Here is a 21,124-nt window from a genome sequence, read left to right as displayed (position 1 = left end):
AATGTCTCTTTCGGGCCTTGCGCATGGTGGCGTACAATCAGGGCATTGCATCACCATAACGAGGAGGAACCCGCGTGAAGACATTAACAGCCGTATTGCTTGGAGCAGGGAGCCGGGGACGGTATATTTACGGGCCTTATGCCGAGAAACATCCGGAGGAATTAAAAATCGTCGCGGTCGCGGAGCCCCACGAGGAGCGCCGGCGGCGAATCGCGGAAATCCATGGTATCGCGCCCGAAAACGTCTATGCGTCATGGGAGCAGGCTTACGCAAACGGGCGGATCGCCGACGTCATGATCATCAGCACGCTGGACCACCTGCATTTTGAGCCGGCGATGAAGGCGCTTGAACTGGGTTATCATATTTTGCTGGAGAAGCCGATGTCGCCCGTGCCTGAAGAATGCATCCGGATCGAGCAGGCGGCCATCGCCCGCAAGCGGGTGCTGACGGTCAGCCACGTGCTGCGCTATTCGCCGTTTTGGTCCGGCATCAAGCGCTGCATCGAAGCCGGGGAAATCGGCGCCGTCGCGACGATCCAGCATGCGGAATTCGTCGGCTACCGGCATATGACGCACAGCTACGTGCGCGGCAACTGGCGGAATTCGGCCGAAACGAGCCCGATGATTCTGGCCAAGTCCTGCCATGACCTGGACATCATTTCCTGGCTGATCGACCAGCCGTGCACCAGCGTCAGCTCCTTCGGATCGCTGCTGCATTTCCGCAAGGAGCATGCGCCCGCCGGTTCAACCGATCGGTGCACGGACGGCTGCCGGGTGGAAACGGAGTGCCCGTTCTCGGCGCTGAAGCTGTATAACCAGCCTCCGGAACATCCATGGGCGCGGTACATTACGCATGACCTGTCCCCCGAAGGGATCATGAAGGCTTTAAAGGAGGGGCCGTTCGGGCGCTGCGTTTACCGCTGCGATAACAACGTCGTTGACCACCAGGTCGTCAACATGGAGTTCGCGGGCGGGGCCAACGCGACGTTTACGCTGTCGGGCTTTACCGAAAGGGAAGTGCGAAGCGTACGGATCATGGGCACGAAAGGCGAGATCTACGGCGACATGGAGGAAGGAACCTATACGCTCCGCCGCTTTGCCGGCGGGGAGAAGATCGTATTCCATTGCGGCGTTACCGGGGACGGCCACGGCGGGGGAGACGAGCGGATGGTCGCGGATTTCCTTCGCCAGGTGCGGGAGCACGGGGACGGCTCCGGCGCGGCGCTCACTTCGGCGACGGCTTCGCTGCAGAGCCATTTGATCGCGTTTGCCGCGGAGGAATCGCGGCTTCACGAAGGGAAATCCGTCAAACTCGCGGAACTCGTTCAGCGGGCGACGGCCGGTTCCGATGAGATGTTAGGCCTTCCGTCATAAAATTTTAAGGAAACTTGAAGGTTATTTTCATCTAATTTTAAGAATCGGCTTCTATAATGAAGCCATACCCCTTTTATAAATATATTTCTTGCGCCCTGGAGTCCGCTGCTCCGGGGTATGTTTTTATATGCGCGGCAACAAAAAAAGAGCCTCCGATTCGGTCGAAGGCTCTTTACTCTATTTATTTTGCAAATCGATTTCAGCTCTGTCTAATCGCCAAGCTCCTTGCCCATCCCTTTGAGGAAGCGCAGGCCGAAGCCGATGGCGCGGTTGACGTCGGGATCCTTCAAGGCGCTCATCAGGGAAAATACGGTCACCTTTTTGTCCTGCGGCTTGCTTGCTTCCTCGAGCCCTTTGGCCACGCTGCCGAGCAGCTTGGAGGTCTGTTCCGGGTCGATCTGGGCCAACGCTCCGGCCGCCGCCATCCCGTTGTTGATCATGTTTGTCACTTCGGGGCGCTTCAATTGATGCAGGGCGATTTCGGCAACCTTGGCTTTCGCTTTCAGAAGCGCCTCGGCCGCTTCCAGCACGCCGCTGCCGTACAGCTCGCTGAGAACGTCGATCGCTTTGTCGATCGCCTGTTCATGCTCCGCCAGGGAGTCCTTGAGCTGGTCGAGAGACTGCTGTTTGACTTCTTCTTCGGTTAAAACTTTCTTTTTGATAAACGATATAGGTTCGGCCATGTTCGTTCCCCCTTCCTTTAGTCCACAAGAGAAACATAATCCGGACGGCTCCATTTGCGGTGCACTTCGACGCCGTTTTGCGGATGCCGCTTTTTGTTGCGCGGATTGCTGAGCGGCAGCGGGCTCGCGCCTTTGACGTTCAGGATTTGCATCCGGACTCTCGTCTGCTTGTAGGCAGGCGTATGCGTGCGGACGTCGACGGCACCGCCCGTCAGCAGGTTGACCGCCGTCTCATGGCTGGTGGAATGCATCGGAACGTACACTTCGTTGCGGTGCACGCGGTCCGTCACGAGGGCCTTCAGCTTGATCGCGCCGTACGGCGATTCAAGGCGCACGAGCGATCCGCTTTCGACGCCGCGTTCTGCGGCAAGCTCCGGCGAAATTTCCACGAACACCTCCGGCAGCTTCGCGTTGATGCCATGCGATTTGTTGGTCATGTTGCCTTCATGGAACTGCTCCAGCAGGCGGCCGTTGTTCAGCACGAGATCGTATTCGGCCGGGAATTCCACCGGCGGGATGTAATCGACCAGCGAGAAGCGCGCTTTTTTGTCCGGGAAATGGAATCCGTCGGTATACAGCAGCGGCGTATCTTCGCCGGTCGGCGAACCCCAGGTGAAGCTGCCCCAGCCTTCGAGCACCTCGTAGCTGGCTTTGGCGAAAAACGGCGTCAGGCTGGCCATTTCCGCGAAAATTTCGCTCGGGTGGGTGTATCCCCAATCAAAGCCGAGGCGTTTGGCGATTTGCGTCGTGATCCACCAGTCCGGCTTGGAGTCGCCGAGCGGCTCGAGCGCTTGATACAGACGCTGGACGCGGCGTTCGGTATTCGTGAAGGTGCCGTCCTTCTCCAGGGAAGGGGTGGCAGGCAAAATGACATCGGCAAACTGCGCGGTTTGGGACAGGAACACGTCCTGCACGACAAAAAAGTCGAGTTTGCTGAGGAGATCCTGCACATGGTTGGCGTTCGAATCCACCCAAGCCATGTCCTCCCCGACCAGATACATCCCTTTCAGCTCGCCGCGCTCCACCGCGTCAAGCATCTGGATGTTGTCCATGCCCGGTTTCGGCGAAATTTTGACGCCGTACGCCTGCTCGAAACGTCCGCGGGCTTCGTCGTTCGATACATGCTGGTAGCCCGGCAGCCATGGCGGAAGCGTGCCCATGTCGCAGGCGCCCTGCACGTTGTTGTGTCCGCGAAGCGGGTACGCGCCGGCACCCGGACGCATGTAGTTGCCCGTCGCCAGCAGCAGGTTGGAAATCGCGGCGGACGTATGCGAACCGGCAACGTTTTGGGTAACGCCCATGCCCCAGCAGATCGCGGTTCCGTCGGCTTCATGGATCATGGTCGCGATCGAAATGAGCGTCTCTTTGGAAATGCCGGTTTCTTGTTCCGCGAATTCCAGCGTGAATTTCTCAAGCAGCTGCTTGTATTCGCCGAACTGATGGACATGCTGCTGCACGAAAGCTTCATCATGCCAGCCCTGGTCGATCATGTATTTCGTGACGGCGCTCAGCCAGACGAAATCCGTGCCTTGTTTCGGACGGATGAACAAATCGGAGCGTTCCGCCATTTCATGCTTGCGCAGATCGGCTACGATCAGCTTCTGGCCATGCAGCTTGTGGGCGCGTTTGATCCGCGTCGCCAGCACGGGATGGCCTTCCGCAGGCGCGCAGCCGATCAGGATGACCAGCCCGGCCGAAGCGATGTCTTTGATCGATCCGGCATCGCCGCCGATGCCGACGGTGGACATCAGGCCGTCCGAGGCGGGCGACTGGCAGTAGCGGGAGCAGTTGTCGATATTGTTCGTTTCGAACACCTGGCGCGCCAGCTTTTGAATGACGTAATTTTCCTCGTTCGTGATTTTGGAGGACGAGATGAAGCCGAGCGCATTGGAACCGTATTCTTTTTTGATCCCGCCGAGCCGTTCCGCAACGAGCGACAACGCTTCGTCCCAGGTCGCTTCCACGAACGCGTCCCCTTGGCGGATGAGCGGCGTCGTGATGCGCTCTTCGCTGTTGACGAAATCCCAGCCGAATTTGCCTTTGACGCAGGTCGAAATCGCGTTGACCGGCGCGTCGTGGGACGGCTGGATTTTCAGGATTTTGCGGCCTTTGGTCCACACTTCGAACGAGCAGCCGACGCCGCAGAACGTGCATACCGTTTTCGTTTTGCGCGTTCTCGTGTCGCGCATCGCGGCCTCGATTTCGGAGATGGCGAAAATGCCGCTGTAACCCGGTTCCACCTCTTTGACCAGGTCGATCATCGGATCGAGGATCGGCTTGTCGATCGCAGTCATGAACCCAGCTTCGCCCAGCATCGATTTTTCCATCAAAGCGTTGCACGGGCAAATCGTGACGCATTGTCCGCAGCTGACGCAGGAGGAATCGTTGATGGATACGCCATCGTCCCATTTGACGCGCGGAATGTCCGCTTCCCAATCGATCGACAGCGTCTCGTTGACCTGCAGGCTTTGGCAGACCTCGACGCATTGTCCGCAGGCGATGCACTGGTTAGGGTCATACCGGTAAAACGGATGGGACATGTCGACCTCGGAAGGGTCGACCTTCGGCCGGTAAGGATATTTTTGATGCTCGATTTCCATCATTTCCGCCGTGTTGTGCAGCTTGCAGTTGCCGTTGTTGTTGTCGCACACCGTGCAGTACAGCAAATGGTTTTCGAGGATCCGGTCCATCGCTTCGGTTTGCGCTTCTTTCGCTCGTTGCGAGGAAAGCCGGACGTCCATGCCGTCCTCGGCTTTGGTCGAGCAGGCGCGTTTCAGCTGGCCGTTGATCTCGACGATGCACGTATCGCAGGTCTGGATCGGATCGACCTCGGGAACGTAACAGATTTGGGGATGCGACAGGCCGGCCAGGTTAATGGCTTCGAGCACCGTCATTCCTTCTTTGACTTCGACCTGTTGTCCGTTCAAAGCAATGCTTACCGTTTGTTTGCTCACGAAAATAACCTCTCTTCCCAACATTTTTTCCTGGAGTTAACGGAAGACTTCGGGCGCTTGTATATGCATACAAAAACATGCAGAATTTTGTCTCAAAAGTTCCGCAAACAAAAAACTCCACTAAACCCGGTCCGCTAGTTCTGGTGCGGCAGGTTGTAGTGGAGTAACCGATTAGCAATGGCCTACTAAACTGATCATTCCGTTATGAAATTAACATGCAATGAAAAAACTCACGTCTCGCCATGATTATACTACTTCCGCCCGAAAAAACAAGGTTGAAATATTCTGTACAATGTCCCTAAGATTTAGTATAGTGTTAAACTTGTGATGAGGTGATTGAGGGATGAAAAAGGAAGTTGCGTTTAACGACATCATCCGGAAAGTCCGGAAAGACACGTTTGGCAAAGGGCCTGAACGCATTCATACGACCTTCGTCGAAAACATGGCGATCACCCGGATGTACGGGAATTTTACCCCTACCGAGAAGTTTATCGCGCAGACGCCGGAAGGCAAAAAGATGGTGCACAGCGCCAGAACGCACATGATCAAGGATTTGTACAAAGACCAGGTGCCCGAAGGGCTCGAAGAGCTTTGCGGCTCCCGGCTCGTGCATCTGTTCACGGATATCAAGGTCGATGAAGACGTGGCAATTTCCGTGTTCATGTTCGAAAAAAATATAGAGTGAGGAAGTGGCCGGCATGAATGCTGTGACGAAAGAACGGGGGAGCATCATCCGCTTCGAGCAGGGCCGGATCGCGCAAAAATCCGATCTCGTCGTCGCCGAGCATCCCGTCACGATCAAAATCAACGGCGAGGAATTCGCCACGCTCGTCTGCACGCCCGAGTACATCGAGGATATGGCCGTCGGGTATCTTGCGTCGGAAGGCGTCATTGCCGGCATCGACGAATTGCAGGAGTTATGGGTGCAGGAGGAGGAAGGGTTCGTCCACGCGACCGTCAGCCGCTGGAGTCCGCTTCACCGCCAGCTGTACAGCAAACGTTACGTCACGTCCTGCTGTGGCGCCAGCCGGCAGGGATTCGTTTTTTTCAACGACGCCAAAACCGCCAAGCGGCTGCACGACGTACCGGTCGAGCTGTCTTTTGACGACGTTTTCAGGCTGGTGCGGCAGATGCAGGAAGGATCGGAGACGTTCAGCCGAACGGGGGGCGTCCATAATGCTGCCCTTTGCGACAGGCAGGGCATTTTGCTGGACCGGATGGACATCGGGCGCCATAACGCGCTGGATAAAATTTACGGTTACTGCCTCAGGCGGGACATTCCCATGAACGATAAAATCATCGTGTTCAGCGGGCGGATTTCCTCGGAAATTTTGCTTAAGGTCGCCAAAATCGGCTGCGGCGTCATCCTGTCCAAGTCGGCGCCGACGGCGCTTGCACTGGAATTGGCGGAGAATCTGGGCATTACAACGGTCGGCTTCGTGCGCGGACAGTCATGCAACGTGTATACGCACCCGCAGCGCATCATCGAATGCCGGCCGATGCTGAATCAAAATACGGCAGATGCAGAGCGGCCGGACGCGTAAGTCCGGCTGCCGCTGGCACGCGAAATGGAGTGAGAGCATCATGGAAACCAGTGATTATTTCAAACGAGCGCTCCGGGACCTGCGGATTTCCGTGACGGACCGCTGCAATTTCCGGTGCCGTTACTGCATGCCGGAGGAGGTATTCGGCAAGGATTATCCGTTCCTGCCCCGGGAATCCGTGCTGTCGGTCGAAGAGACGGTAAGGATCGCCAGGATTTTCGCCCGGCTCGGCGTGCGGAAAATGCGGATCACGGGCGGCGAGCCGATCCTGCGCAAGGAGCTGCCGGAGATGATTCGCGGCATTGCCGCCATCGAAGGGGTGCAGGATATCGCCCTGACGACCAACGGAAGCCTTCTGGCCAAACAAGCCGCGAAGCTGCGCGAGGCGGGGCTGATGCGGGTGGCGGTCAGCCTCGACGCGCTGGACGACGAGACCTTCATGGCCATGAACGGCGGCAAAGCAAGCGTGCGCCAGGTGCTTGAAGGGATCGATGCGGCAGCGGATGCCGGGTTGGCCGTCAAAGTGAACATGGTGGTACAAAAAGGCGTCAATGAGCATGCCCTGCTGCCGATGGTCCGCTATTTCCGCGAAAAAGGCCATATTTTGCGCATGATCGAATATATGGACGTCGGCAACACGAACGGCTGGGACTTGAAGCATGTCGTGAGCAAAAAGGAAATGCTGGAGCGGATCGGCGCGGAATTCCCGCTGGAGCCTGCCGCCCCCAATTACGCGGGGGAAGTGGCTTCACGCTATCGCTTTGCGGACGGCAAAGGCGAGATCGGGATCATTTCCTCCGTCAGCGACGCGTTCTGCCGGTCCTGCACGAGAGGCCGCTTGTCGGCGGACGGCATGTTCTACACCTGCCTGTTTGCCACGAAGGGGCATGACCTGCGGACGCTGCTGCGTTCGGACGTTTCGGACGAGACGATCGCCAAGGAGATCGGTTCGATCTGGGAAGGCCGCCATGACCGTTATTCCCTGGAGCGGGACGAGGCCAGGCAGAAGCGCGACGGGGCCAAGGTGGAAATGTCCCGGATCGGCGGCTGAAACGTTTAGAGGACAAAAAATCTTGAAGTTCACATTGTTGACAAAAATAAAACGTATGTTATCATGTGTTATGTCAAGCAAATGAAGGGGTTGTAGGCATTGCAGCCGCTTTATTTGAACGATTGAACGTGTGATTGATGCTCCTATAGGATGCGTGTAGGAGGATTAACCGGCACAAATCTTTCTTTTCGGTTCTGGCGAGAAGAAAGATTCGTGGCGGTTTTTTTGGTTTTCCCGTTAACGCTGCTCTGGTAAGCGTTTTCGGACGACGAAATGGTATTCAGTTCAACGAAATGGTATGGAGGTATGCAGCATGTCGTTTTACACACCGCAACAAATAAAGGAAATCGCGGCCGAAAACGGGGAAAAGAAAGCCAAAATTCCCGTCTCCTCGGTGCTTGTCCTTGGTTTTTTGGCCGGGGCTTTTATCGCTTTGGGATTTTTGCTGGATATTCGCGTCATCGGCACGGCGCCGAAAGAATGGGGTTCGGTCGCGGGTTTTTTGGGAGCGGCGGTGTTCCCGGTGGGGCTCATCTTGACCGTGCTCGCGGGCGGGGAATTGCTGACGGGCAACATGATGACGCTGCCGATGGCTTGGTTTTCGCGTAAAATCGGGTTCGGTGCCGTGCTGAAAAACTGGGTTCTCGTCACGGTCGCCAATTTTATCGGGGCGGTATTCGTCGCTTATTTTTTCGGCCATGTCGTCGGTTTGACCGAAGGCGCTTTCCTTGCCAAAACGGTGGCCATCGCCACCGGGAAAGTGCATGACAGCTTCGGGCAAGCGTTCGTATCCGCCATCGGCTGCAACTGGCTCGTATGCCTTGCGGTATGGCTCGCCTATGGCGCGAAAGATTTTGCCGGAAAAATCGTGGGCATCTGGTTCCCGGTCATGGCTTTCGTCGCCATCGGCTTTCAGCACGTCGTCGCCAACATGTTCGTCATTCCGGCCGCGATTTTTGCCGGGCAAATGACGTGGAGCCAATACTTCCCGAACTTCGCGGCCGTCTTCCTCGGCAATCTGGTCGGAGGCATCGTCTTCGTGGCCGGCGCCTACTTTATTGCTTACCGCCAGCCAGCAAACGCAGAGGCGCTGACGATGAAGGAAGCTCAAAAATCGGCGTAAAGCGACTTCACGTTCAGCTTTAAGGTTTGAATAAACTTCAGCACCGCCATCACAGCCGGTTCTTCCTTGCTTTGCAGCAGGGACAGATCCCGGCTGATTTTTGTTCCCCGGATCGGAATTTCTTGCAGTTCCCCGCTTTCCAGCTCCTTGCGGACGACCCAGCGCGACAAAAGGGCGATGCCCAACCCGCAGCCGACCGCTTCCTTGACCCCTTGGCTGCTGTTGAACACGAAGCTGCGTTTCACGGCAAGCCCCCCGTCCTGGATCAGCCTGTCGCTGTAGGCGCGCGTGCCGGAACCCGTCTCCCGCATGACCCATACCTGATTTTGAAGCCGGCCGAAATCAACGCTTTTTTCGGAAGCGATGGGGTGGTCCGGCGCGGCGATCAGCACCATTTCGTCTTTCATGAAAGCCGTCACCTTCAGGTCTTTCGCATCCACCTTGCCTTCGACCAGGCCGATGTGGAATCTGCCTGCGCGGATATCCTGCAAAATATTGCCCGTATTGCTGATATGGACCTGCACGTCCACCAGCGGGTACAGCTGCGCATATTCCGCCAGCACCCTCGGCAAAATGTATTCGCCGATCGTAAAGCTCGCTCCCATCGAAAGGGAACCCGTCACTTCGTCCCGGAGCATATGGATATCTTCCTTCGCTTCGTCGTACAAAGCCAATATTTGCTGTGCCTTGAGAAATAAAATTTCTCCGGCCTCGGTTAGCTTCACGAGCTTCGGGGAACGGTGCATCAGTTTGGCTCCCAGCTCGTTTTCGAGGTTGCGGATATGAAGGCTGACGCCCGGCTGGGACAAGTTCAGCAGCTTGGCGGCCTGCGAGAAGTTCCTCTGCTCAGCCACCGTCACAAACACTTTTAATGTATCGGTAATCATGGGGATCTTCCTCCAGTGTTGGTTCGGGATGATCGGTCATCCCTGATTTATGCATCGTCTTCGTCTTTTTGCTTCTTCCCATAAATCGTAATACATAGTTTGCATTTTGCAATAAATAAATTGCGATGTATCAGGTCATGAGTTTGCAATACCCCCAGGTATAAACTTCATTTCGCAGATGAACAATACCAAAAGAATTCCGCATCTTCCCAATGATAAGTTTTCCTCATGATAGGGATAGCAAATCGGTATTTCCCTTCCCCGCCGGCCGACTTTATAGTGAGCGTATGAGAACACCGAGTGAAAACAAAGGGGATGCAATGCCATGATTTCAAGGGAATCTGCGGCTCCGCGCAGAAAAAGGAACACAAACGCATTTATGTTGGGGATCGGCTTGACGCTCATTTTATCTTTGCTTGCCAAGGGGCTGTCGCTGCTTCCGTTTCTGAGCATTATGGGTCAGCTGGTTCTGGCCATTATTCTAGGCATGATCTACAAGGCGGCGGTCGGCGTGCCGGAATCGATTATGCCGGGTGTAGGTTTTTCCAACAAAAAGCTGCTTCGTTTCGGTATCATCCTGCTGGGGATGCGGCTGAATTTGGTGGATATCGCCCATGCCGGGCCAAGGGTCGTATTGATTGCCGCCATAAATATTACGGTAACGATCTTTGTTGTATACGGATTGGCGAGACTGTTTAAAGTGGACCGTCCGCTGGCGCTATTGACGGCATGCGGGACGGCCATTTGCGGCGCCGCCGCGGTTGTGGCCATCGCGCCGCTGATCAAAGCGAGAGAGCAGGAAACCGCCGTCGGCGCGGCGACCGTCGCGATCCTCGGCACGTTGTTTACGCTGCTATATGTCGGGCTTTACCCGTTCCTCGGACTGACGCCTTCTGCGTACGGCGCGTTTGCGGGCGGCACGCTGCACGAGGTGGCGCACGCCATCGCGGCAGCGGCTCCCGGCGGCAAGGAGGCGGAGGATATGTCCGTTATCGTTAAGCTAACCCGGGTCGCGCTGCTGGTTCCCGTCTCGCTGTGCGTCGGATATTGGGCAAGCCGCAAGCAGGAGGGGACGGCGCAAAAAAGCAAAATACAAATCCCATGGTTCGTCCTCGGCTTCCTGCTGATGAGCGGCGTCAATTCGCTCGGCATCATTCCGCATGCGGTGACCGCGCAAATCATCAACCTCGCGTATATCCTGATCGCCATGGCGATGGCAGGGCTTGGCCTGAACGTGGATTTTGCCTTCTTCCGCCGCAACGGGGTCAAACCGTTTGCCGCCGGAGCGTTGGGATCCGTCGTGCTCGCCGGCCTCGGTTTATTGCTGGTTCATGTGCTGGGGTTCGCATAAAAAAGCAGCGTAAAAAACATCAAAACGGCCGCCGTGATCCGGGGCCGTTTTTTCATGTCCTGCGTTAGACTTTCGTTTCTATTTGAAGAACGTCCGCATGTTACTCCGTCTCGTCGCCGTCAAAGCCGTTGATCAGGTCGGTACCATGCATATCCTCGATGGTCGCCACGGGGTCGACGGGGCTGTCCATTTGGATGTCGTCCGCATCGGGCACGTCTTCCAGCTCGGTATATTCATCCCCGCTTTCTTCGCCGCTTTCATCGGCGCCTGCCTCGACGGCTTGCCCGGAGGTTGTCTCCCGACGGCCGCCGAGCTCGTCGCTCATGTCCGAACGGACATAAAATTCCACGTCGGCCGCGTCAGGTTCCGCGGAAATGCTTTGCGCCGTTTCGGTGTTCACGTCGCGTAAATCGTCCGCGGGCAGGCCGTCCTCGGCGGGATGGTCCCCGGCATTTTGATAACGTTCATAGGTCCAGTCGGCTTCGGATTTGTAAGGTTCGGGCATTCGCTTCATCTCCTTTTCATGAAATAGTTCCATGCAATGGTCTGGGATTCATATTTACCCTTACCCGAAACGGACGGAAATAAACCTTAAATTGGTTCGGGCTGTAAAATGCCGCATGCCTGCCGGACTTCCGAACCATTTCGGTGTCGGGAAATTGCGCAAAGTTTTGGAATCGAACATAATGAACCCAAAGAGATGTTGCGGAATGCCGGGCGATTTTGTCGGTTGGCCTTACATCATTCGAACCAATTTGGGGTGTGTCCTATGAAAATATCGTTGCAAAAAGTCATCATTCTACTGGTTCTCGTCATAGGAAATTTCCTTGGCGCCATTTCTTTATCGGCTGTGCCGGCTTCGGCTTCGGGGGAGGGGGATGGCCGGTGGGAGTGGGAGTTCAAATGGAGCCCGCCGCTTTCGGAGCCGGACCAGAAAGACGGGGGCTGGCGGCGGCTTGATTCGCTGCGGGAGCTTCCCCGGCCCGCCCAACATGACAAAGAGGCATGGTACCGGACCGTCGTGCCGGGACTGCCGGAAGGCACTCCGGCATTGCTGCTGAAAAAGGTCTACGGCGAACGGATCGTGATTTATCTAAACGAACGAAAAATTTACGAGCAGGCCCGCAGCTATATGTATGACGTCCATAAAATTTTGCTTCCGTTGCGCCCCGAAGACGAAGGGAAAACGCTGCAGGTCCAAATCGTGTCGGAGAAGGAGCGGAACCGGATCGGAATCGGGGGGGACGTTCTTTCGGGGGATTACGCGTCGCTGCTTAAGCAGTACGTCCAATCCAATATGGACGATTTGATTTTGGGCAGCTCCATGGTTTTCCTCGGCGTCATGATGCTGATTCCCGCTTTGTTTATGCGCAAAAGCCATTTGGCCTCCTGGCTGGCGTTAACGGCCGTGCTGACGTCGATCGGCGTTTTGATTTTGACTTATTCGCCGCTGTTATACAGCCTGTTTAACCGATACGGACAGTGTTTTTTGGTCATTTACGACATGGCGCTGCTGACGCTGCTGCCGGCAACGACTTTTTTCTTCGAAAAAACGGTCGGCACGGGGTATAAACATCTGATCCGGCATTTCCGGAAATTCCAAGTCGTTTATTCGGCTTTTTGTCTCGTTTTACTGGCCGTTAACGTCGCGCTCCACGACCGGCTTATCGCCATTTACGACCTGTTTTCGGTCAAAACGCTCGGTTACCTGATCATTTTGCAGGTCGTTCTGCTGATTGCGAGCTCCACCTGGTATGCGGCCAAAGGGAACCGGAACGCGTTGATTTTTACGCTGGGGTTTGCCGTGTTCGGCCTCACCGTCATGGTTGAAATGGCTTGCTATTTGGGCAGCGGGGGGAAATACGAGCTGTTTTGGTGGAAATGGGGGGTGCTCGGGTTTGCGATCGCGCTGATCGCCGTGCTTGGCCAACGGTTTGCGCAAAACCACCGTCAGATTCTCATCTATTCGAAGGAACTGGAAAGGTTCAATACGGAGCTTCAGCGCTCGGAGAAAATGGAGATCATCAGCGAGCTTGCGGCGTCCGTCGCGCATGAGGTGCGCAATCCGCTCCAGGTGACGCGCGGGTTCCTGCAATTGCTGGAAAAAAAGTCGGGAAGCAAGGAAAAGGAATATCTGAACCTCGCTTTGGAGGAGCTTGACCGCGCTTCGGGCATCATCACCGATTTTCTGACCTTCGCCAAACCGGAAATCGACCAGGTTCAGCTGCTGGACCTGGCCGACGAGTTCCGTCATATTGAAGGGATTCTGATTCCGATGGCGAACTTCCAAGGGAGCAAAATTACGTCAAGAATTCCGCCAGGCTTATATGTTCAAGGGAATTCTTCGAAATTCAAGCAGGCCTTTATCAATATCGTCAAAAACAGCATTGAAGCGCTGCGGGAGGAAGGACAAATCCTGATTTGGGCTTACGCCCAAAAGCATGAAATCGTCATCCATATCCAGGACAACGGCGAAGGCATGGAGCCCGCCGAACTTGCAAGGCTTGGCGAGCCTTATTTTTCGAACAAAACGAAAGGCACCGGCCTCGGGCTGATGGTCACGTTCCGAATCATTGAAGCGATGCAGGGGCGGATCGAATTCAAGAGCGGCAAAGGGATCGGAACGGAGGTCGTCGTCCGTTTCCCGAAAGCAGACGGGCCAAAAGGGTAAAGCAGGGGCCGGGACCGCCTTGGACCTTACACCAGAACCTCCTCCGTGCCGCCTCCCCGCAAGTCCAGCCATGCCAGATAAAGGCTGATCGTTGCCGCGATCAAAAACAAAACCGCCGCAACCAGGGCAAGCTCTTTGGTAGCGCGTTGGCTAAGGAAGTTATTGCGTTGGCCGGGGGAGCCGTTACGTTGATTAAGGGAGTTATTGCGTTGATTAAGGGAATGGTTTCGCTGGCTATTAGAAGCGCTGCGCTGACTGACGGAGGCATTGCAGTTCTTTCCACGCATGGGTACAGAACACTCCTTTCATAAACCTTGATTCAACCGGATAAAACGCATAACGTACTCACAGTAGATTATGTTCGGCAAGGGAATGCAGTTCCCGCAGCGGCTTAAAATGGACGAAGAAAAGCAAAAAAGCAGAAGGGCTCCTTCTGCTTTTTTTCATGGCATCATGGAAGCATCCGACAGATAGAAGCCTCCTGCTCGCGCTGTCTGCTCCTTCTATCAGGCTTTGCCAAGCGCAAAGCTGACGATCAGAATGATCAAAACGATGGACGTGATAACGACGTACAGCTTGTCGCCTTCCCGGACAAAAACCCAAATCGAAATCGCGACCCGCAGCACCGGCGTAAGGATCAGCAGCATCAATCCCACCGTGATCACGGCATAGGGCTTGAGCTCGATCAGACCGCGGAAAATGTCCGGCAGATCGTGCGGGTAAGTGTCTCCGGGGTACCCGCTTCCGCCCTGAATAAAAAGCAGGATGAGGCCAAGGATGATGACGGCGGCGCTGATGATAACGCCGATCCGGAGCCAGCGGCTGACGGCAAGTTCGACGTCTTGAATTTCGCTGTTTTCGTTCATGCTACAATGCCACTCCTTCATAAATCATTTGAAACGCGACATAAAGGAGCACCGGGATAAACAGCATGCGGATCGTTTTGCTCTTCATCCGCTGCATGATCTGCGCCCCGATCGTAGCCCCCGCAAGTACGCCAAGGGCGACGGGCCCGGCGATATGCGGATCGATATCCCCGCGCAGCAGGTATACGCCCGCGCTGGCGGCGGCGGTGACTCCCATCATGAAGTTGCTCGTCGCGGTGGAAACCTTCAGCGGCAGTTTCATGAACACGTCCATCGCCATGACTTTAAAGCTGCCGCTGCCGATGCCAAGCAACCCGGATACGACGCCCGCGCCGTACATGACGCCGAACCCTCCATACACATTTCCTACATTATAAGTGATTTGCTCTTGAGACGCTTTGTCGTAATAGCTTCCCCCGAGCTTCAGCTTGGCGGCGGCGGGATGCATGGCGATCTGCTCCTGCTGGCCGCCTTTTTTTCTTTTGATCATATTGACCGCCGAATAGACCAGCAGCAGGCCGAAAATGATATACAGAAGATTGGGGGCGATCAGTCCTCCGATAAAGGCGCCGGTAATGGCGCCGACAGTCGTGGCGATCTCAAGGAACATGCCGACGCGAAGATTGGTGATGCGGTCGCGTATATAAGCGATCGCCGATCCGCTCGACGTCGCGATGACGGAAATGATGCTGGCGCCGATGGCATGCTCGATGCTGACGCCGAAAAGCAGCGTCAAGGCCGGAGTCACGATGATGCCCCCTCCCAGCCCCAGAACGGATCCGACGATGCCGGCCAAAATGGAGATCAGAAGGATTTCCAATGAATACATGACCAAGGTAGAACACCTTCCTCTCGATAAAAATGAACCCGATTGCTTTTTCCTCCGTAGTACTTGTAAACTAGGAAGTAGATTGATTTGACAATCGAATCGATTACCGGTTTATTATACAACGATTGTAAAATAATTAATATACAATCGGATGTTTTAATTGCGATTTTAATTACATTGTAAAATACCGGCAGCCGTTCCGAAGGAGGCTCGCTAACATGGAAGAGGAGGAAGACCCATGCGATTTAAACAATTGGACGAAAAAGACGAAATGATCCTCAAACATTTGCTGGATAACGGCAGACTGAGCCACGCCGAGCTCGGCAGGCTTGTCAATCTGACGCGCGCGGCCGTCCGGGAACGGGTGAACCATCTGATGGAACAGGGGATCATCGACAAATTTACCGTGACGGTCAATCCGATCAAAGCAGGCAAAAACATGTCCGTATATTTTAACATCGACGTGGAATGGAGCCGGCTGGAAACCGTCGCCGAGCAGCTGCTTGGCGACGAGGAAATTACGAGCGTATATCAGATGAGCGGCGGCCCGCACCTGCACGTTCATGCCTTGATGGACGATCAGGAGCACGTCGAGCGCTATCTCGCAAGGCTTCGGAAGCTGGAAGGCATCACGGGCGTCCACAGCGAATTTTTGATCAAAAGGTTCAAGGAGCGGGAAGGCCTATTGATTTAATTTCCCTTTGTCCTCAGTATTTCCGACTTGCAGGGGTGATACCCGAAGAATGATTTTCGTTTGCCTAAAAGGCGGGTTCATGAGAGGAGCGTATAAAAATATGAAAGAAGATTGGGATGAAGACATTGATCTGCAAAAGGAACTGCAGAACATCGAAGCATGGGAGAAGGAGCAGAAGCAGGTCTTTTTCTGGGAGAAGCTGAGCCGCCTTCCTTTTATGCTGCTGGACAAAGTCACGCCGAAGCTGATCCGCGATAAGCTTGGGGATTTGCTCGGGGAAATGGGAAGGTTTATGCAGACCGGCGGGCAATATCTCGTTCAGCCCAAAAGCGTGCTCAGGCTGCTTGAGCAGAATCGGCAGCAATATAGCGGAACTTTGGCGGCAGGGGGAACGATTGACGAACCCCAAGGCGGGCTTACGCTGGAACAGGCGCGGGAGCTGCCGCTTGCGATCATGGACCGGACGGCGGAGGAGCTGATCCGCGGACGCGTCAAATTCGCAGCGGTGCAGGGCGCGACGACGGGTGTCGGCGGCGTGTTTACGCTGGCCGCGGACATTCCCATGGTATTAGGCTTGTCGCTGAAGGTGCTGCAGGAAATCGCGGTTTGTTACGGTTATGATCCCCGCACGGAGCAGGAACGGATTTTTATCGTAAAATGCCTTCAGTTCGCTTCCGCCGACGTCGTCGGAAAAAAAGCGGTGCTGGAAGAGCTTGCGCTGTTCGAGCGCGAGGACAAGGAGCTCCAGGTCTTTTCCCAAATCCAGGGATGGCGGGAGGTCGTGCAAACGTACCGGGACAGCTTCGGCACGAAAAAGCTGTTTCAGCTCATTCCGGTAGCCGGCATGATTTTCGGCTCCATCAGCAATAAAGAGACGATCGGGGACGTGGCGGAGGCGGGGAAAATGCTGTACCGCAAGCGCAGAATTTTGGCGCGGCTGAACGAAAAAAACATGGCCATCAACGATTCGGATCGTTGATGGCCATGCCCGCGGGATCAGGATTTCGTTTCGTCGCTTTCGCCGGACCACCGGTTCAGCTGCTGGTCGGAAGGAAGCAGGAACGTCAGGATGCCCAGGAGCGGCAGGAAGCTGCAAATGGCCATGACCGTATTGACGCCGGCCAGGTCGATCCATTTGCCGAGCACAAGCGCCCCGAGGCCGCCCAGCCCGAATGCAAGACCCGTAATCAGCCCCGATACGGTGCCGATTTTTCCCGGAAACAGCATCTGGGCATATACGACGGTGACCGAAAAGCTGGAGAAGACGATCAGCCCAAGCAGCGCAAGGAGGACGCCGACGCCCCATAACCCGACATGCGGCAGGAGCAGCGCCAGCGGCGCGGCAAGCACCATGGAAGCAAAAATGACGTTTCGCTTGCCGATCCGGTCCGCGACCGGACCGCCGAAGAAGGTGCCCACGGCTCCCGCGCCAAGGAACAGGAAAATGAATATTTGCGCGTCGTCGACGCTGAGTCCGAAATGATCGATCAAATAAAACGGAAAAAAGGTACTGATCGAAGAGCTGTACCAGGAACGGACGAAAACCAGCACGACAAGCATGACGATCGCAAATCTGACCTTGGTGCGCACCTCGGGTTTCAACCGGCGCGCTTGCGCCTTTTTCTTTACCTGGGCTCCGCTTTGGAGCTTGCGGCCGTACCATCTGGCGATGTACATCTGGACGGCGATGCCCGCTCCGGCGACAAGGGTGAACCAGATCGACCCGAACAATCCGAGCGGAATGAAGATCCACATCGTCAGCATCGGAGCGAGGGACTGGCCGGCGTTGCCGCCGACCTGGAAGATGGACTGGGCCAAACCTCTGCGCGAGCCGGAAGCCATATGGGCGACTCTCGACCCCTCGGGGTGGAAGGCCGCCGAACCAAGGCCGACGAAGACGACGGCAATCAGCACCGCCGGATAAGATTCCGCGAAGGCAAGAAGAAGCATGCCCGTAAAGGTAAATCCCATGCCGATCGGCAGCAGCGCCGGCTTCGGCTTGCGGTCCGCAAACCAGCCCACTACGGGCTGCATGATGGAAGAAGTGAAATTTATGGCAAAGGAAATCCAGCCGATTTGCGTGTAGTTCAAATGCATCGAGCTGCGCAAAATCGGAAAGATCGCCGGTATGACCGACTGAATCGAATCGTTGAACAAATGAACGAGACTGATCGCAATCAGGATGCGGAAGACGGTGGCGCCGGCGTCGGTGCCGGCCAGAGGCTGCCGTTCTTTTTGCGGCGCGGCGGTATTGACGGTTGGAACTGACATGTGGACCTCCTGATCTCATCGAATGGATAAGGAGATTATATGACAGATAATGGGTAGGCGTATACCCCTTACTTGATGATGACCCCTCCGAAAGGAATCACCTCGCGCAATATCCGCTTTAAAATATGGTCCTGGTCCATCTCTTTTTGCAGGCGCCTTCCTTTGGGTCCCGCATGGAACAGCACCGTTCCGCTGCCCGTCATTTTCCATTGGTAGTTCATGTGCTGGCTGGCCAGCGTGTTGCCGTATACGGTCAATTCCAGCTTGGCGTTTTCGGGATAAGCGACGAGGCTGCGGGCATCCACGTAAAGCGGTTCGCTTTGGCGAAGTTCGGCTTCGTACACCGCGCCTTCCGTCAACAGCCCGATCGTGCCCGCGCCCGAAAATTTCATTTTGACCGCGTCTTTCGTGATCAGCATGTTTTTGATGTGCAGAATCCGCGCCTGCATTTCGATGCCCGAACTGTAAAAGAAAATGTTGCGGAAATCGTACAGCAAATCGCTGCCTTCCCGAAGCTCCACCGCTTTGACGGCAAACCCGGGAGGCAGGGCGGCGGTAAACTCGCACGGCCCGCTTAGATCCGCCTGAATCAGCTTCTTTTTGCGGTACATACCCTTGACGTTCATCAAACGGTCGCTGCGGCCGTCGGAAGGCCCGCGGTACGTGATGATTTGCTCCGGATGAAGAATATGCACGGTTTCGCCGGAACGAAGCGCAAAATCAACGGCTTGGCCGACTTCTCCCCCGGATTCCCGGATATCGATATTCAAAAACGCTTTCCCCTTTCTGGTGCGATCCGAGGCTACCGCCGCACTCGACGGTTCGAACGCCGCATCAAGAACCTCAGTACGCGTATCCCGATAAAATACCCTGCCACAAGCAAAATGACGGCAATCAGCATCGTTTTGAATTTTCGGGCTTTGGCGTCCTTCAGATCGCTTTGTTTCTTCAGCTCGTTGACGGTTTCGGCCAGCTGACGGTTTTGCTGCACGAGCTCCGCGTTTTGCTCCTCGAATGCCTTGGCGCTTTCTTTGGCCCGATCCAGCTCGTCCAGCGTTTGCCGATAGCTTTCCTTCAGTTCGTTGACTTCCCCCGGCAGACCGGAAAACTTCTCCACGCCGTTATAGAAATCGTTAAAATAATTGGCGCTTGCGGGAGGCGGAAAAAGAGCCGGGCCGAAGAAGAGAATCAGAAATAGGACGGCGAATTGCGGCAAAGCGAAACCGTTGCGCCGTTTTCTTTTGGTCATGATTACACCACCTGATGCATAAAATGGAACAAGCCCCGGTTGTTTCATTCCAGGTTCGCCCGTTTAAAAAAATATCGTAAAGAAGCGGATACCGTCCCTTCCAGGATGGATCCCGCTTCCCATTCCAATGTTAAAAAAGCTTGTACATGTTTGTACATAGACAGCCGATATCCCGCAAGGCCTGCAGGCGCTGCGCGAAAGGTTCGCTAAGAAGAAAAATCGTCAAACGCAAAAGGAGAGATCGTTATGGAAAAAGAACACCAATACAAAAAAATGCTGATCACGGTAAACGGCAAACCTGTCGGCAGGGAGATCTGGATCGACAAGGTCACTTACGCGCCGGTAGCGGCGAACCCGCTAGCCGACAAGGCGTCCGGTACCGGAACCGGACCGGTGGCGGGCTGAAAGCCTGCCTTCGTTTATAGGAATGATCCAGCCCTTTTTTACATCATATCATAACCGTGCGTAAAAGTCCGAAATCCGAAGGGATTCGGGCTTTTTTCGGTGTTTTTGCCGAAATGGGCCGAAAGTGTGAAGTTTGCTGCGCGCCCGGCAAAATAATATTTTTATTTCAACCCATAGTTACACAATTCGACATTTATTTTTGTGTAGTTCTTATATACTATAATGGGTATTGAGTAGGTCTTTTTGCGCATCTGAGCAAGGATGGGGGGGAATTAAAAATCGCCAAATATCTTCGCTGGCTGTTGAAAATATGCTAACATGAAAGAAATATATCATGCGAACATACGTTCCATGACATAATGATGTCAGTCGATCTTGGTACGATAGAAAGATGACATGAAGAGGGGTGAAATCCTTGCATTCAGGTATTCAGGAAAATTTTACATGGAACCGGAGTCATATTCTTGCAAGCGGCTCCAATACAGTCACTTTGTTGGTTGAGTGGTACGGGGGATCCTTCCGCCAATCCAGAAGAAGAAACACGCCCAAACTGATCGCCCAAGATGTGCAACTGCACTTATGGCTTGAACCGCAAGTTGCTTTGGTCCGCATCCACGGAGCGAAGGCGATGAAAAACCTGGGTCAATCACTCATGATTCCTCTTGGTCATCTGTATGACGGCGTGAAGCAGTTTCTGGCCATCGAGCTTGCTCTTCAGCCCCAAAGCGCCGGCATGCATGGCGTTTTGTCCGCCCAGTGGAAATTCAAAGAAAAAAACAAGGAACGGATCAAGGAACTTCCTGTGAAGGAATTATATATGAACTACACGTACCATACCGGATTGCTGCAACAGCCGGAGAGCTTTCATGTCAGGAAACACGTCATGCTGCTGGAAACCCAAAGCATTTTGAAGGAAGCCATCCATTTGTTCGAAAACGGCGACATCGAACGCGGGGAATGGCTGCTGCGCCGAAAAGGGGACGAGATGCTGATCGAAGCGGCGCGCCATACGGACGAACGTTTGCTGGAAGAGGCGGACATGCTTTATCAGCTTAGCGAGCATTATATCGGGACGTACCGGAATCATAAGGTTCTGAAGATCAAAAATGGTTAGCCCCCTGTTTTCGAAGCGCCTGCGGTTGACGTCAGCGGCCGTAAGCGGGATCGGATTTA

At 54.9% G+C, this 21,124-nt stretch carries 21 protein-coding genes; 11 read left to right on the top strand and 10 right to left on the bottom strand.

Annotated features, from left to right (window positions below):
- Positions 1-74 precede the first annotated feature (74 nt).
- Complete coding sequence (locus tag AC27KL_RS13960) at positions 75-1,373, top strand: Gfo/Idh/MocA family protein (RefSeq protein WP_487170071.1); 1,299 nt, start codon at positions 75-77, stop codon at positions 1,371-1,373.
- 209 nt (positions 1,374-1,582) lie between these two features.
- Here AC27KL_RS13960 and AC27KL_RS13955 read toward each other — a convergent pair whose 3' ends face one another.
- Together AC27KL_RS13955 and fdhF are read right to left on the bottom strand one after the other, a co-directional pair.
- Positions 1,583-2,056, bottom strand: a complete 474-nt coding sequence (locus AC27KL_RS13955) for a helical membrane plugin domain-containing protein (protein ID WP_036710951.1) — start codon at positions 2,054-2,056, stop codon at positions 1,583-1,585.
- A gap of 17 nt (positions 2,057-2,073) precedes the next feature.
- Positions 2,074-4,989, bottom strand: a complete 2,916-nt coding sequence (fdhF, locus tag AC27KL_RS13950; protein WP_487170137.1) for a formate dehydrogenase subunit alpha — start codon at positions 4,987-4,989, stop codon at positions 2,074-2,076.
- Between the two features lie 364 nt (positions 4,990-5,353).
- Between fdhF and AC27KL_RS13945 the strand changes: the two genes are divergently transcribed.
- From AC27KL_RS13945 to AC27KL_RS13930, 4 genes are all read left to right on the top strand, one after another.
- The gene (locus AC27KL_RS13945) at positions 5,354-5,695 is read left to right on the top strand and encodes a Na-translocating system protein MpsC family protein (protein WP_339323740.1); all 342 of its coding nucleotides are present in this window, start codon (positions 5,354-5,356) and stop codon (positions 5,693-5,695) included.
- Between the two features lie 13 nt (positions 5,696-5,708).
- Positions 5,709-6,554 carry a formate dehydrogenase accessory sulfurtransferase FdhD gene (fdhD, locus tag AC27KL_RS13940; protein ID WP_339323741.1) on the top strand — a complete coding sequence of 282 codons (846 nt, stop codon included), beginning with the start codon at positions 5,709-5,711 and terminating at the stop codon, positions 6,552-6,554.
- 40 nt (positions 6,555-6,594) lie between these two features.
- The gene (moaA, locus tag AC27KL_RS13935; RefSeq protein ID WP_339323742.1) at positions 6,595-7,605 is read left to right on the top strand and encodes a GTP 3',8-cyclase MoaA; all 1,011 of its coding nucleotides are present in this window, start codon (positions 6,595-6,597) and stop codon (positions 7,603-7,605) included.
- 313 nt (positions 7,606-7,918) lie between these two features.
- A complete protein-coding gene (locus AC27KL_RS13930) occupies positions 7,919-8,728 on the top strand; it encodes a formate/nitrite transporter family protein (protein ID WP_487170070.1) in 810 nt (269 codons plus the stop codon).
- On the opposite strand, the gene AC27KL_RS13925 is transcribed toward AC27KL_RS13930, so the two are convergent.
- Positions 8,713-9,615, bottom strand: a complete 903-nt coding sequence (locus AC27KL_RS13925) for a LysR family transcriptional regulator (protein ID WP_339323744.1) — start codon at positions 9,613-9,615, stop codon at positions 8,713-8,715. The two genes, AC27KL_RS13930 and AC27KL_RS13925, sit on opposite strands and share 16 nt — an antisense overlap.
- A gap of 325 nt (positions 9,616-9,940) precedes the next feature.
- On the opposite strand from AC27KL_RS13925, the gene AC27KL_RS13920 reads away from it, so the two are divergent.
- On the top strand, positions 9,941-10,966 hold the full coding sequence (locus AC27KL_RS13920) for a YeiH family protein (RefSeq protein WP_339323745.1): 1,026 nt from the start codon (positions 9,941-9,943) through the stop codon (positions 10,964-10,966).
- A 100-nt stretch (positions 10,967-11,066) separates the two neighbouring features.
- On the opposite strand, the gene AC27KL_RS13915 is transcribed toward AC27KL_RS13920, so the two are convergent.
- Positions 11,067-11,471: a hypothetical protein gene (locus AC27KL_RS13915; RefSeq protein ID WP_487170069.1), complete on the bottom strand. Its 405-nt coding sequence runs from the start codon at positions 11,469-11,471 to the stop codon at positions 11,067-11,069.
- 264 nt (positions 11,472-11,735) lie between these two features.
- On the opposite strand from AC27KL_RS13915, the gene AC27KL_RS13910 reads away from it, so the two are divergent.
- Positions 11,736-13,637, top strand: coding sequence for an ATP-binding protein (locus AC27KL_RS13910; RefSeq protein ID WP_487170068.1), 1,902 nt, complete (start codon positions 11,736-11,738; stop codon positions 13,635-13,637).
- Positions 13,638-13,663: 26 nt separating this feature from the next.
- Here AC27KL_RS13910 and AC27KL_RS13905 read toward each other — a convergent pair whose 3' ends face one another.
- The 3 genes from AC27KL_RS13905 to AC27KL_RS13895 form a co-directional block, all read right to left on the bottom strand.
- Entirely contained in the window at positions 13,664-13,924 is a 261-nt protein-coding gene (locus AC27KL_RS13905) for a hypothetical protein (protein WP_487170067.1), read from the bottom strand.
- 219 nt (positions 13,925-14,143) lie between these two features.
- Positions 14,144-14,503, bottom strand: a complete 360-nt coding sequence (locus AC27KL_RS13900; RefSeq protein WP_212948228.1) for a DUF1634 domain-containing protein — start codon at positions 14,501-14,503, stop codon at positions 14,144-14,146.
- Position 14,504: 1 nt separating this feature from the next.
- Positions 14,505-15,332 carry a sulfite exporter TauE/SafE family protein gene (locus AC27KL_RS13895; protein ID WP_487170066.1) on the bottom strand — a complete coding sequence of 276 codons (828 nt, stop codon included), beginning with the start codon at positions 15,330-15,332 and terminating at the stop codon, positions 14,505-14,507.
- Positions 15,333-15,570: 238 nt separating this feature from the next.
- Here AC27KL_RS13895 and AC27KL_RS13890 point away from each other — a divergent pair, with 238 nt between their 5' ends.
- Both AC27KL_RS13890 and AC27KL_RS13885 read left to right on the top strand, forming a co-directional pair.
- Positions 15,571-16,026: an Lrp/AsnC family transcriptional regulator gene (locus tag AC27KL_RS13890; protein WP_212948225.1), complete on the top strand. Its 456-nt coding sequence runs from the start codon at positions 15,571-15,573 to the stop codon at positions 16,024-16,026.
- A 100-nt stretch (positions 16,027-16,126) separates the two neighbouring features.
- Entirely contained in the window at positions 16,127-17,005 is an 879-nt protein-coding gene (locus AC27KL_RS13885) for an EcsC family protein (RefSeq protein ID WP_487170065.1), read from the top strand.
- 17 nt (positions 17,006-17,022) lie between these two features.
- Here AC27KL_RS13885 and AC27KL_RS13880 read toward each other — a convergent pair whose 3' ends face one another.
- The 3 genes from AC27KL_RS13880 to AC27KL_RS13870 all read right to left on the bottom strand — a co-directional run bounded on the left by AC27KL_RS13880 (position 17,023) and on the right by AC27KL_RS13870 (position 19,546).
- Positions 17,023-18,297: an MFS transporter gene (locus AC27KL_RS13880; RefSeq protein ID WP_487170064.1), complete on the bottom strand. Its 1,275-nt coding sequence runs from the start codon at positions 18,295-18,297 to the stop codon at positions 17,023-17,025.
- A gap of 68 nt (positions 18,298-18,365) precedes the next feature.
- A complete protein-coding gene (locus AC27KL_RS13875; protein ID WP_487170063.1) occupies positions 18,366-19,067 on the bottom strand; it encodes an AIM24 family protein in 702 nt (233 codons plus the stop codon).
- 32 nt (positions 19,068-19,099) lie between these two features.
- Positions 19,100-19,546, bottom strand: a complete 447-nt coding sequence (locus AC27KL_RS13870) for a hypothetical protein (protein WP_339323752.1) — start codon at positions 19,544-19,546, stop codon at positions 19,100-19,102.
- A 246-nt stretch (positions 19,547-19,792) separates the two neighbouring features.
- Between AC27KL_RS13870 and AC27KL_RS13865 the strand changes: the two genes are divergently transcribed.
- Together AC27KL_RS13865 and AC27KL_RS13860 are read left to right on the top strand one after the other, a co-directional pair.
- Positions 19,793-19,951, top strand: coding sequence for a hypothetical protein (locus tag AC27KL_RS13865; protein WP_197069977.1), 159 nt, complete (start codon positions 19,793-19,795; stop codon positions 19,949-19,951).
- Between the two features lie 415 nt (positions 19,952-20,366).
- Positions 20,367-21,065, top strand: a complete 699-nt coding sequence (locus AC27KL_RS13860) for a hypothetical protein (RefSeq protein WP_487170062.1) — start codon at positions 20,367-20,369, stop codon at positions 21,063-21,065.
- Positions 21,066-21,124 lie beyond the last annotated feature (59 nt).

The sequence above is a fragment of the Paenibacillus sp. YAE3 genome (genome assembly GCF_057546105.1).
The sequence above is the reverse complement of the archived record's forward strand: the minus strand, read 5'-3'. Positions and strand labels throughout refer to the sequence as shown.

Excerpts from the sequence above, each read along its gene's own strand:
- AC27KL_RS13890 (WP_212948225.1), top strand. The coding sequence starts at position 15,571 with ATGCGATTTAAACAATTGGACGAAAAAGACGAAATGATCCTCAAACAT.
- AC27KL_RS13915 (WP_487170069.1), bottom strand. The coding sequence starts at position 11,471 with ATGCCCGAACCTTACAAATCCGAAGCCGACTGGACCTATGAACGTTAT.
- AC27KL_RS13865 (WP_197069977.1), top strand. The coding sequence starts at position 19,793 with ATGGAAAAAGAACACCAATACAAAAAAATGCTGATCACGGTAAACGGC.
- AC27KL_RS13905 (WP_487170067.1), bottom strand. The coding sequence starts at position 13,924 with ATGCGTGGAAAGAACTGCAATGCCTCCGTCAGTCAGCGCAGCGCTTCT.
- AC27KL_RS13870 (WP_339323752.1), bottom strand. The coding sequence starts at position 19,546 with ATGACCAAAAGAAAACGGCGCAACGGTTTCGCTTTGCCGCAATTCGCC.
- AC27KL_RS13945 (WP_339323740.1), top strand. The coding sequence starts at position 5,354 with ATGAAAAAGGAAGTTGCGTTTAACGACATCATCCGGAAAGTCCGGAAA.
- AC27KL_RS13925 (WP_339323744.1), bottom strand. The coding sequence starts at position 9,615 with ATGATTACCGATACATTAAAAGTGTTTGTGACGGTGGCTGAGCAGAGG.
- AC27KL_RS13885 (WP_487170065.1), top strand. The coding sequence starts at position 16,127 with ATGAAAGAAGATTGGGATGAAGACATTGATCTGCAAAAGGAACTGCAG.
- moaA (WP_339323742.1), top strand. The coding sequence starts at position 6,595 with ATGGAAACCAGTGATTATTTCAAACGAGCGCTCCGGGACCTGCGGATT.
- AC27KL_RS13880 (WP_487170064.1), bottom strand. The coding sequence starts at position 18,297 with ATGTCAGTTCCAACCGTCAATACCGCCGCGCCGCAAAAAGAACGGCAG.
- AC27KL_RS13910 (WP_487170068.1), top strand. The coding sequence starts at position 11,736 with ATGAAAATATCGTTGCAAAAAGTCATCATTCTACTGGTTCTCGTCATA.
- AC27KL_RS13920 (WP_339323745.1), top strand. The coding sequence starts at position 9,941 with ATGATTTCAAGGGAATCTGCGGCTCCGCGCAGAAAAAGGAACACAAAC.
- AC27KL_RS13895 (WP_487170066.1), bottom strand. The coding sequence starts at position 15,332 with ATGTATTCATTGGAAATCCTTCTGATCTCCATTTTGGCCGGCATCGTC.
- fdhD (WP_339323741.1), top strand. The coding sequence starts at position 5,709 with ATGAATGCTGTGACGAAAGAACGGGGGAGCATCATCCGCTTCGAGCAG.
- AC27KL_RS13930 (WP_487170070.1), top strand. The coding sequence starts at position 7,919 with ATGTCGTTTTACACACCGCAACAAATAAAGGAAATCGCGGCCGAAAAC.
- AC27KL_RS13900 (WP_212948228.1), bottom strand. The coding sequence starts at position 14,503 with ATGAACGAAAACAGCGAAATTCAAGACGTCGAACTTGCCGTCAGCCGC.
- AC27KL_RS13955 (WP_036710951.1), bottom strand. The coding sequence starts at position 2,056 with ATGGCCGAACCTATATCGTTTATCAAAAAGAAAGTTTTAACCGAAGAA.